The sequence below is a fragment of the Cyanobium sp. Lug-B genome, assembly GCF_024345635.1.
Taxonomy (GTDB): domain Bacteria; phylum Cyanobacteriota; class Cyanobacteriia; order PCC-6307; family Cyanobiaceae; genus Cyanobium; species Cyanobium minutissimum.
In genome coordinates this window covers 17,790-27,815 of record NZ_JAGQBM010000036.1, presented here as the reverse complement: position 1 = coordinate 27,815, position 10,026 = coordinate 17,790, and the positions used below count along the sequence as shown (strand labels likewise).

Genomic DNA, 10,026 nt, shown 5'->3' with positions numbered 1-10,026 from the left:
CCCGCCGCCCCGGCTTCCGCCCGCCCACCCCGGCCGGCGCCCGCGCCCCCGGCGCCCGGCGCCCCGACTGGGACGACAGCGCCAAGCTCGAGGCCCTGCGCAGCCGCACGCCCCAGAAGCAGCGCCAGAAGGTGCACATCATCGGCGAGAACGATGATGCCCTCACCGCCGAGACCGGCGGCTACGCCGGCGAGCAGGAGGCCATGGTGCTCCAGGCCAGCCTGGCGCGGCCGGCCAAGCCCCGCTCCGCTCCCGGCACCGCGGCCAAGCCCACCGTGGCGGTCCGCAAGCGCAAGAAGGAGACCACCCGCCAGCGTCAGCGGCGCCGCGCCATGGAGCTGCGGGCCTCCCGCGAGGCCAAGGCCCAGCGGCCCGAGATGCTGATCGTGCCGGAGGGCAACCTCACGGTGCAGGAGCTGGCCGACCGCCTTGGGGTGGAGAGCTCCGAGATCATCAAATCCCTCTTCTTCAAGGGGATCAGCGCCACCGTCACCCAGACCCTCGACCTGCACACGATCGAGACGGTGGCCGAGGAGTTCGGCGTGCCCGTCCTCGAGGACGACGTCGAGGCCGCGGCCAAGAAGACCGTGGAGATGATCGAGGAGAGCGACAGGGCGCACCTGATCCGGCGCCCGCCCGTGGTGACCGTGATGGGCCACGTCGACCACGGCAAGACGAGCCTGCTCGACGCCATCCGCAAGACCCGGGTGGCGGCCGGGGAAGCCGGCGGCATCACCCAGCACATCGGTGCCTACCAGGTCGACGTGCCCCACGGCGACGAGCACCGCAAGATCACCTTCCTGGACACCCCGGGCCACGAGGCGTTCACCGCCATGCGGGCCCGCGGCACCAAGGTCACCGACGTGGCGGTGCTGGTGGTGGCCGCCGACGACGGCGTCCGCCCCCAGACCCTGGAGGCGATCAGCCACGCCCGCGCCGCCGAGGTGCCGATCGTGGTGGCGATCAACAAGATCGACAAGGAAGGGGCCCAGCCCGACCGGGTCAAGCAGGAGCTCTCCGGCCTCGATCTGGTGGCCGAGGACTGGGGCGGCAACACCGTCATGGTCCCCGTGAGCGCCATCAAGGGGGAGAACATCGACAAGCTGCTGGAGATGATCCTGCTGGTCACCGAAGTGGAGGACCTGCAGGCCAACCCCGACCGGATGGCCCGCGGCACGGTGATCGAGGCCCACCTCGACAAGGCCAAGGGTCCAGTGGCCACCCTGCTGATCCAGAACGGCACCCTCAAGGCCGGCGACGTGCTGGCGGCCGGTCCGATCCTCGGCAAGGTGCGGGCCATGGTCGACGACACCGGCAAGCGGGTGAAGCACGCCGGCCCGTCGAGCGCCGTGGAGGCCCTGGGCTTCAGCGAGGTGCCCACGGCCGGCGACGAGTTCGAGGTCTACGCCGATGAGAAGAGCGCCCGGGCGGTGGTCGGCGACCGGGCCACCGAGGCCCGGGCCACCCGCCTGGCCCAGCAGATGGCCTCCCGGCGGGTGTCCCTGGCCTCGATGTCGGGCCAGGCCAGCGAAGGCGAGCTCAAGGAGCTCAACCTGATCCTCAAGGCCGATGTGCAGGGCAGCGTCGAGGCGATCCTCGGGTCCCTCGAGCAACTGCCCCAGGAGGAGGTTCAGGTGCGGGTGCTGCTCTCGGCACCGGGCGAGATCACCGAAACGGACGTCGACCTGGCGGCCGCGTCGGGCGCCGTGATCGTGGGCTTCAACACCTCGATGGCCTCCGGTGCCAAGCGCGCCGCCGATGCCACCGGCGTGGACGTGCGCGATTACGACGTCATCTACAAGCTGCTCGAGGACATCCAGATGGCCATGGAGGGCCTGCTGGAGCCCGAGATGGTGGAGGAGAGCCTGGGCGAGGCGGAGGTGCGGGCCGTGTTCACGATCGGCAAGAGCGCCGTGGCCGGCTGTTATGTCACCAGCGGCAAGCTGCAGCGCAACTGCCGCATCCGTGTCCATCGCGGCAAGGAGCTCGTCTACGAAGGCGACCTCGATTCCCTGCGGCGCAACAAGGACGACGTCAAGGAGGTGGCCACCGGCTTCGAGTGCGGCATCGGCTGCGACCGGTTCACCGGCTGGCAGGACAAGGATCGGGTCGAGGCCTTCAAGCTGGTCACCCAGCGCCGGACCCTCAGCACCTGATCCCGTGACGCCCCGCAGCGAGCCGCTGCTCTGGCTCCAGCTGATCGCCCTCGGGGTCCTGCCGCTCGAGGCGCTGCTGCTGCTGCTGGTGCTCGCCGGCAGCGACCCGGGCCCCCTGCCGGGTCTGGAGCGGCTGCTCTGCTGGGCCATCGGTGCCCTGGCGCCTGCGGTGCTGCTGGTGCGCCGACCCGCCGATGTCTGGTCGCTGCTGCTGCTGCAGACCCCGCTGCGGGGTCGCCGGGAACTGCAGCGGCGGCTCAGCCGGCTGCAGGTGGCCCCTGGGCTGGCCCTGGCCACCGCCGGCGGCGGCGCCCTTGCCCTGCCCCTGCTGTGGTGGATCGATCGCCAGGCCGCCGTGGCCGCGCCCCTCACCCCCTTCGCCTCCTGCCCGCGCCTGGTGGCCCTGCTGCTGGCGGCCCTGGTGCTGCTGGTGATGCTGTGGCAGTGGCAGCAGCTGATCCAGTCCCTGTGGCTGCTGACCCGCAGCCCAGCGGTCGTGGCCGCTACCCGTCCCCTCGGCCTGGAGGAACTGGAGCAGCAGCGCCTCTGCCTGGGGCTGCCCCTGCTGCTGCCCGATCCCCTGAAGCTGGCCGAGCCGGTGGCGACCCCCCCGGCGGCGCCGCCACCGGCAGCAGCGGCGCCAGCCCCCGAACCCTCAGCCGTCGAGGCGGTTGCGGTCGAACCAGAGCAGGCCCCCGAACAGGGCGACGGCGCCGACCTGGATGAGGAGATCCCCTGAGGCCACCTCCGAGCCGGCGGAGGCCCGCAAGGCCATGGTGGCCAGGCCAAGCCCGGCCGACGCCACCAGGGCGAACCACAGGGCCCGCCGGAGCCCCCGCCAGGGGGTTCTCGCTTCCGTGAGCAGGCGCTGGCGGAGGGCCGGATCCAGGGATCTGTTCGGGTCGGATCCCATGGAATGCGGCTCAGCGGATGGTGTTCCGACGAATGCTAATTTCTTGGCCGATGCCGGTGTAGCTCAGGGGTAGAGCAACTGATTCGTAATCAGTAGGTCGTCGGTTCAAATCCGATCACCGGCTTTTTTTCACCACACCGCCGTTGGCCGCCATCCGTCGCCGGGCCTCCCTGACCCCGGCGTCCTGTGGCCGCACCCGTGCATCCCTGAACGGCCATGGTTGATCTGAACGCCCGCCATGAAGCTCTGCTGGAGAGCCACCACGGGGCCCTGAGTCAGGCCGCCGAACGCCTGCTGGAGGCGACCTCATGGTCGCTGGCGACGCCGGCCCTGATGCTGCGGACGGCCGTGCCGGCCGCAAGCCAGGTGGTGGCGGTAGGGGACCTGGGCCGCTGGATCCCGCATCTGGGTCCGGATCTGGATGCCTTCGTGCGTCTGCGGCGCCAGGGGGTCGACGTGGGCGAGGCCTATGCCCGATGCCGTGCCACCGACGGGGAGGCGTTCCTGGGCGCCTGGGGAAGCCTTCGGGGGGAGCGACCGCTGGTCAGCCACGACGACCTCAACCAATTCGCCGTGCTGTCGCAGCAGGGATTCAGCCGATCCCCCCGCAATCTGCTGGTGGTGGTGAACTGGGGCGAACGGGTGACGGCGTTCCTGGTGGCCTGCGAGCGCCAGAGGAGACGGACGCCCCCCGTCGGGCCGGACTGAACGGGTCAGTCGTCGTCGTCGGTAGATCCGGCGGGGATCAGGCGGATCTGCTTGCGGCCCAGCTTGATCTCGAATTCATCGCCGGGCTGCAGATCGAGCATGGCGGTGTAGGCCTTGCCCACCAGAAGATTGCCGTTGCCCTGCACGGTGGCCACATAGCTGAGTTTGCGACCGCCTTTGGAGGCACCCTTGCCACCGCCTTCGCCCAGGCTGACGCCCTTGGCTTCCAGCAGGGCCTCGTAAAAGGCGGTGAAATTCAGACGTTCTGCCCCGTCCTTCTTGGTGCTGACGTAGCCGCAACCACGCACCAGATCGGATTTCGAGACATCGCCCAGTTCCTTGACCTTGGCCAGGAGATCAGATCCGGTGAGCATCGGAAGCAGAAAAGACCTTTCGACTCACACTATAAAGCTTTCGTCGCTTGTTGTCATTGGAGGATCTGCCGATAAGCCCAGCTGTGAAAACCAGCCGATGAAGCTCTGCCCATGGCGTTCTGCTGAGGGCGGCGTGCCGATTGTTGCCACGAACCAACGGGAACCTGCAGCGGCTTCGGGAGACAAGATCCAGAGGCCCTCACCGCGACGGGAGGCAACGGCTCAGCACAGGGCGATGGGCCACGCCACCTTGACCACGTCAAAGTCGTCACCACCCAGGCGATTGAGTTCACCGGCGGCACGCTGGGCTGCCTCGTGGGTATGGAACAGATAGGCCGAGGTCGGTTCGCTCACATCTCCGAGGCCCTGGTCGTCGGGACGGATGGAGACGTAGGAACCATTCGAGAGACGCTGCAGCACGTAGCGCTCCGCCTGGGTGCATTCCAGGGGGCGGGCCGGAACGATCCCGGGTGCCCAGCAATGCATCACAACCCCCGCGAGTGACCCTTCTGAACTACTCCAGTGGACCCGCTGGCCGCGAGGGAGCGCCACATGTCGTTGCAACGGGGCCCCGACGCCGCGGTTCATGTCTCATTGCCGCCGAAGTCGTCGTCGTACCCCTCGTAGGGCTCGAACTCACTCCAGCCCGGACTGGCGTTCTGCAGCAGCCCGTAGCGGGCGTCCACATCATTCATCAGCGTGTTGCCGGTGGGCACCGTGTCGCAGGTGATCGACCCATCGGCGGCGGTGACGCAATTCTCGAACTGCACATTCGCCAGTGCCGTGCCCCCTCCCCCCGCCAGGACGAGCAGCAGGAGGCCGGCCAGGGAACCCGCCCGGAGTCCGCGGCAGGGCCGCGAACGATCGCTGGACTGCAGAGCGTCGGCCATCACCGGAGGGGGCATCTGCTGGGATGATGGCACCGCTTCAACAGACACACCCATGTACACCGACTGGACCGCCGTGATCCTGCTGCTGCTCACGGCGGCACCCCTGGCCGTGGTTGTGGCCACCGCCGCCTTTTTCATCTGGCGGAAGAAACGGACCTCGAAGTGACCATTCGGAAGACCACCCCATCGCCCCCGATGGCCGGGGAGCGGCCCTGGCCAAGGCAGTCGAGGCAGGTGCGGTAACGCTGATCATCGATGCGCAGCAGACCGCTGCCACCGCACTGGGGACATCGGCTCTGACCAAGGGACGGGCCCTTCGATCCGGAGGCAGGAACCGGGACAGCCATGGCCGGTTCGCAGGGGTTTGTTCTCATCTCCTCACTGTGCCTGGCCCAGACCCCCTGGATCCCGAAATCTTCCTTAAGCATTCGTGCCCTTCCCCCGGCGCAGGCAATCCTCCAGGCCGTCCAGGGTCAGGTGGTCCGCCAGCTCCCGGGCAATGAGCCGGCTGCCCGGCGGCACCAGGCCGAGGCTGGCGGCCAGCTCCCCGATCACCCCGGGGGCATCCAGGCCCCGGCGGCGCAGGCCGGCCAGCCCCTCGGCCCCCTCCCGCTTGCTCAGCCGCTCCCCCTGGCCATCCCGCCACAGGGGCACGTGGGCATAGGCCGGCGGGTCGGCGCCGAGGGCGGCCATCACGGCCACCTGGGCCCCGGTCGAGGGCCAGAGATCCTCCCCCCGCACCACCTCGCTGATGCCCATCAGCAGCTCATCCACAGCTGTGGCCAGGTGGTAGGCCACCACCCCGTCGGCCCGGCGCAGCACCACGTCCCCCACCGCGGCGGGGCCGTCCTGGCCGCCAGCGGGCCCGCAGCGCTCCTGCCAGCGCAGGGCGCCGGGCTCAAGGCGCAGTCGCCAGCTGGGCAGCCGCCCGGCCTGGGGGCCCCAGTCGGGCGGGCGGTTCCGGCAATACCCCGGATAGACCGCCAGCGCTCCGTGGGGGGCGGAGACATCGGCCAGCAGCCGCCGGCTGCAGCGGCAGGGGTAGAGACGCCCGGCCTGGCGCAGGGCGGAGAGAACGGTGGCGTAGACGCCGCGCTGGGCGCTCTGGCGGGCCACGGGTCCGTCCCAGGGCAGACCCAGCCAGCGCAGGTCCGCCAGGATCGCGTCCTCGGCACCCGGCCGGTTGCGGGGCCCGTCGAGGTCATCGATGCGCAACAGCCAGGCACCACCCCTCAGCCGGGCTTCGAGCCAGCCGAGCAGGGCGGTGCGGAGGTTGCCCCGATGGAGGGGGCCGGTGGGGGAGGGGGCAAAACGGGTTCGGTAGCCCCGCCGCCGCAGGTCCAGACCCGAGGCGAGGCGTTCCTGGAGATGGAGGGGCAGCCGCAGGGGAGGTCCGGACGCCCCTGCGGCCGCCGCCATGGCCGGAGCGTGGCGGCTGGGGATCAGCCCTGGACCTTGTCTTTGAAGAGCTTGCCGGCGGTGAAGGCGGGCACGCGCTTGGCGGGGATCTTGATCTTCTCGCCGGTCTTGGGATTCAGACCCTGACGGGCGGACCGCTCACGGGGCTCGAAGGAGCCGAAACCGAGGATGGACACCTTCTTGCCCTCGACCACCGAATCGACGATGGTTTCGATGGCGGCATCGACCACGAGGGAGACGTCGGTCTTGGTGAGCTCCGTGCGGGCAGCCACGATGTTGACGAGATCAGCTTTGTTCATTGTTCGGGGGAAGCCTCCGGGTAGGTGGCGATGGCGGGGTTCGGGACGTCGAGTGATGGAGGCGAATCGGAAGTCCCCGACCGCCCGGTGCGTTCAGCGCGCCAATCGTATGGGTGTTGCGGCAGGGCCGCAACAGGAGAAGTCCACTCATGACAGCGGTTTGGGGTCCATGGAGTCCGCAGCGGGGCGTTCCGTGGTAAGGGCGCCAATCTCCAGCCCGCCCCCGGGCGGCTGGCGCGCGAGGGCCTCCAGATCCAGGGCCGCCAGCAGGGCGGCGCCCTGCTCCACCAGCTTCTCCCCCCTCAGCGCCCCCAGTCCGGCGCCGCTGGCGATCCAGCCGGGAGAGCCGGGCGGCAGCCAGCCGCGCAGGCGCTCGATGCTGCGCAGCTGCCGACCCCAATGGAAGGTGCCCCGCTGCCGCAGGGGCGCGACGCGGGTCGGCGCCACCGGAACCAGGAGCCGGCCGCAGAACAGCCCGCCCCGGCCGTCCCCCGCCGCCGGGGCGACCTGCACCACGCAGGCACCGGGGGAGGGCCCCGGCGTCCAGAGCAGCCGCACATCCGGTTCCAGCCGGTGCTCGGCGGCGAAGGTGTGCAGCGGATCCACACCGGGCAGGAGGTAGGCCTCCTGTTCCTGGACGAGCACCGGCCAGCCCAGGGCCTGCTGCAGGCGGCGGCAGCGGCCGTGGCCGCCGCGGCCCGTGAGCACGATCCAGGCCCCGTGGGCACCGCTCTCCGCTATCCGTCGGCGGGGGCGGCCGGCCAGGAACCGCAGGTTGGCCCGGGTGTAGGCGGGGCAGTCGATCAGCAGGTCGGCGCCGGCGGCCTCCAGCAGCCAGGCACTCCCCCCCTGGCTCTCCCGGCTGGGGGCGAACAGCCACAGCCCCGGCCGGACCGGCAGGGGCGGGCGGCCCTCCTCGGACGGCAGCAGGGAGGCTGGGGTGGCGGTCATCGCCCCATTGAACCCCCGGCGGCAGCTTCCGGAGGCCCGGCGTAGCCTGGTCGCAACCCAGGCCAGTGATTTGTCGGCGACCCGGATCGGACATCCCTGGCCACTGGGGGCCTCCGTCACCCGCCGGGGCGTCAATTTCTCCGTGGTGGCCCCCCTGGCCACCCGCATCGAGCTGCTGATCTTCGCGGACGGCTCCGCCCGGGAGCCCCTGGAGGTGATCGAACTCGACCCCGGCCACCGCTCCGGTGAGCACTGGCACGTGGAGGTGGAAGGCCTCGGCATGGGCTGCTGTTACGGCTACCGGGTGTTCGGCCCGATCCAGCCCGGCAGCCATGGCTTCAATCCCTCCAAGGTGCTGCTCGATCCCTGCGCCAGGGCGATCACCGGGTGGGACGTCTACCAGCGGGGCGCCGCCGTCGGCGCCGTCCCCAACGCCTTCGCCTGCCTCAAGGGGGTGGTCACCGAGCGGGACCGCTTCGACTTCGACGCCGCCCCCCGGCCCCGCCATTCCTGGCAGAAGAGCGTCATCTACGAGCTGCACGTGGGCGGCTTCACCCGCGGGGCGGGCTGCCCGGTGGCGGCGGAACGCCAGGGGACCCTCCTGGGGCTGATCGACACCCTTCCCTACCTGCAGGCGATGGGGGTGACGGCGATCGAGCTGCTGCCGGTGATGGCCTTCGACCCCCAGGACGCCCCCGCCGGGCGGTTCAACCACTGGGGCTACAGCCCCGTGAGCTGGATGGCGCCCCATCCGGCCTACCTGGTCGACGGTGACCCGCTGCAGGGGCGCCACGAGGTGCGCCAGCTGGTCACCGCCTGCCACCAGGCCGGCCTGGAGGTGCTCCTGGATGTGGTCTACAACCACACCAGCGAGGGCAACCAGGAGGGGCCCACCCTGAGCTGGCGGGGGTTCGGCGACGCCCTCTACTACCACCAGACCGCCCGGGGCGACTACCTCGACGTCAGCGGCTGCGGCAACACCATCGCCGCCAACCGCCCCCTGGTGCGGCGCCTGATCCTGGAGTCCCTGCGCTGCTGGAGCACGGAGCTGGGCATCGATGGCTTCCGCTTCGACCTCGGCATCGCCCTGACCCGGGGGGAGGGCCTGGCCCCCCTCGATGCGCCTCCCCTGTTCGAGGAGATGGAGGCGGATCCGGATCTCAGCGACCTGAAGGTGGTGAGTGAACCCTGGGACTGCGGCGGCCTCTACCGGCTGGCTGACTTCCCGGCCCGGCGGGTGGCCAGCTGGAACGGCCGCTTCCGCGACGACGTGCGCCGCTTCTGGAAGGGGGACGACCGCACCACCTGGAACCTGAGTCAGCGCCTGTCAGGCAATCCGGATCTGTTCAACGGCCAGCCCTCTCCGGTGGGGCGCACGATCAACTTCCTCACCGCCCACGACGGCTTCACCCTGGCGGACCTGGTCAGCTTCGACCGCAAGCACAACCTGGCCAACGGCGAGAACGACCGTGACGGCGACAACCACAACAACAGCTGGAACCACGGCGTCGAGGGCCCCTGCAGCGATGCCGGCGTCAACGGCCTGCGGGACCGGCAGCTGCGCAACCTGCTGGCCACCCTGCTGCTGGCTCCCGGGGTGCCGATGCTGCTGATGGGCGATGAGGTGCGCCGCAGCCAGGGCGGCAACAACAACACCTGGTGCCAGAACAACCCGCTGGGGTGGATGCACTGGCAGCCGGACCCCGGCGACATGGCCCTGCGCCGCTTCCTGCGGCGCCTGATCCAGCTGCGCCAGCGGCTCGCCCCCCTGCTCAACCAGGAGCTGCCCCTGGCCCCGGCCCCTGCCGGCCCGTCCCGGGGCGCCGGCAGCCTGCCCCTCTGGCGGGAGTGGCACGGCCTTGAGCTGGGCAAGCCCGACTGGGCCAGCTGGTCCCACTGCCTGGCCTGGAGCCTGCATGACGCCAGCCTCGGCCCCCTGCTGTGGTGCGGCATGAACGCCTACTACCAGCCGATGCAGTTCCAGCTGCCGGCCCAGGCCGCCGGCTGGCGGCGGGTCATCGACACGGCCATCCCGGGGGACCATGACCTGCCGGCGAAAGCCGATGCCTGGCTGCTGCCGACGGCGCCCCTGGAGAGCCGCAGCCTGATGCTGCTGGTGGCGACTCCGCTGCTCGAGGAGCCTGGGGAGGGGGCGGTGGCGGCTCCGGCGGAGGAGCAAGCGGGCGGCGGGAATCGAACCCGCATCATCAGCTTGGAAGGCTGAGGTTTTACCACTAAACTACGCCCGCAGCAGTACAGGGGTACTGGCGACCGGTTCTTCGGAACGGGTTCCCCGAAACCGGCTGCAGCATTATG

11 protein-coding genes and 2 tRNA genes are annotated in these 10,026 nt (G+C 70.5%); 5 read left to right on the top strand and 8 right to left on the bottom strand.

Annotation, left to right across the window (positions count from 1 at the left end):
- Positions 1-2,156, top strand: a 2,156-nt coding sequence (gene infB, locus KBY81_RS10090; protein WP_254976409.1) for a translation initiation factor IF-2, incomplete at its 5' end; no start/stop codon positions are given.
- Between the two features lie 4 nt (positions 2,157-2,160).
- Positions 2,161-2,895 (top strand): low-complexity tail membrane protein, encoded by a 735-nt coding sequence (locus tag KBY81_RS10085; protein ID WP_254976408.1) that lies wholly within the window; start codon positions 2,161-2,163, stop codon positions 2,893-2,895.
- Here the strand turns inward: KBY81_RS10085 and KBY81_RS10080 are convergent.
- Positions 2,812-3,069, bottom strand: a complete 258-nt coding sequence (locus tag KBY81_RS10080) for a DUF3493 domain-containing protein (protein ID WP_106220257.1) — start codon at positions 3,067-3,069, stop codon at positions 2,812-2,814. The genes KBY81_RS10085 and KBY81_RS10080 overlap by 84 nt on opposite strands.
- Positions 3,070-3,121: 52 nt before the next feature.
- On the opposite strand from KBY81_RS10080, the gene KBY81_RS10075 reads away from it, so the two are divergent.
- Positions 3,122-3,193 (top strand) — tRNA-Thr (locus KBY81_RS10075).
- Positions 3,194-3,285: 92 nt separating this feature from the next.
- Positions 3,286-3,777 (top strand): hypothetical protein, encoded by a 492-nt coding sequence (locus KBY81_RS10070; RefSeq protein WP_106220256.1) that lies wholly within the window; start codon positions 3,286-3,288, stop codon positions 3,775-3,777.
- Between the two features lie 5 nt (positions 3,778-3,782).
- Here the strand turns inward: KBY81_RS10070 and KBY81_RS10065 are convergent, their stop codons facing one another.
- The 6 genes from KBY81_RS10065 to KBY81_RS10040 form a co-directional block, all read right to left on the bottom strand.
- Positions 3,783-4,151, bottom strand: a complete 369-nt coding sequence (locus KBY81_RS10065; RefSeq protein ID WP_106220255.1) for an AbrB family transcriptional regulator — start codon at positions 4,149-4,151, stop codon at positions 3,783-3,785.
- A 222-nt stretch (positions 4,152-4,373) separates the two neighbouring features.
- A complete protein-coding gene (locus KBY81_RS10060; protein ID WP_254976407.1) occupies positions 4,374-4,637 on the bottom strand; it encodes a hypothetical protein in 264 nt (87 codons plus the stop codon).
- 98 nt (positions 4,638-4,735) lie between these two features.
- Positions 4,736-5,041 (bottom strand): hypothetical protein, encoded by a 306-nt coding sequence (locus KBY81_RS10055; protein ID WP_219904016.1) that lies wholly within the window; start codon positions 5,039-5,041, stop codon positions 4,736-4,738.
- A 420-nt stretch (positions 5,042-5,461) separates the two neighbouring features.
- Complete coding sequence (gluQRS, locus tag KBY81_RS10050; RefSeq protein WP_254976410.1) at positions 5,462-6,427, bottom strand: tRNA glutamyl-Q(34) synthetase GluQRS; 966 nt, start codon at positions 6,425-6,427, stop codon at positions 5,462-5,464.
- A 56-nt stretch (positions 6,428-6,483) separates the two neighbouring features.
- A complete protein-coding gene (locus KBY81_RS10045) occupies positions 6,484-6,759 on the bottom strand; it encodes an HU family DNA-binding protein (protein ID WP_015110525.1) in 276 nt (91 codons plus the stop codon).
- Between the two features lie 147 nt (positions 6,760-6,906).
- Positions 6,907-7,710 carry an MBL fold metallo-hydrolase gene (locus KBY81_RS10040; protein WP_254976406.1) on the bottom strand — a complete coding sequence of 268 codons (804 nt, stop codon included), beginning with the start codon at positions 7,708-7,710 and terminating at the stop codon, positions 6,907-6,909.
- Positions 7,711-7,780: 70 nt separating this feature from the next.
- On the opposite strand from KBY81_RS10040, the gene KBY81_RS10035 reads away from it, so the two are divergent.
- Complete coding sequence (locus tag KBY81_RS10035; protein WP_254972981.1) at positions 7,781-9,934, top strand: glycogen-debranching protein; 2,154 nt, start codon at positions 7,781-7,783, stop codon at positions 9,932-9,934.
- On the opposite strand, the gene KBY81_RS10030 is transcribed toward KBY81_RS10035, so the two are convergent.
- Positions 9,889-9,959 (bottom strand) — tRNA-Gly (locus KBY81_RS10030). The two genes, KBY81_RS10035 and KBY81_RS10030, sit on opposite strands and share 46 nt — an antisense overlap.
- Positions 9,960-10,026 lie beyond the last annotated feature (67 nt).

Excerpts from the sequence above, each read along its gene's own strand:
- KBY81_RS10080 (WP_106220257.1), bottom strand. The coding sequence starts at position 3,069 with ATGGGATCCGACCCGAACAGATCCCTGGATCCGGCCCTCCGCCAGCGC.
- KBY81_RS10070 (WP_106220256.1), top strand. The coding sequence starts at position 3,286 with ATGGTTGATCTGAACGCCCGCCATGAAGCTCTGCTGGAGAGCCACCAC.
- KBY81_RS10065 (WP_106220255.1), bottom strand. The coding sequence starts at position 4,151 with ATGCTCACCGGATCTGATCTCCTGGCCAAGGTCAAGGAACTGGGCGAT.
- KBY81_RS10060 (WP_254976407.1), bottom strand. The coding sequence starts at position 4,637 with ATGCATTGCTGGGCACCCGGGATCGTTCCGGCCCGCCCCCTGGAATGC.
- KBY81_RS10055 (WP_219904016.1), bottom strand. The coding sequence starts at position 5,041 with ATGGCCGACGCTCTGCAGTCCAGCGATCGTTCGCGGCCCTGCCGCGGA.
- KBY81_RS10045 (WP_015110525.1), bottom strand. The coding sequence starts at position 6,759 with ATGAACAAAGCTGATCTCGTCAACATCGTGGCTGCCCGCACGGAGCTC.
- KBY81_RS10040 (WP_254976406.1), bottom strand. The coding sequence starts at position 7,710 with ATGACCGCCACCCCAGCCTCCCTGCTGCCGTCCGAGGAGGGCCGCCCG.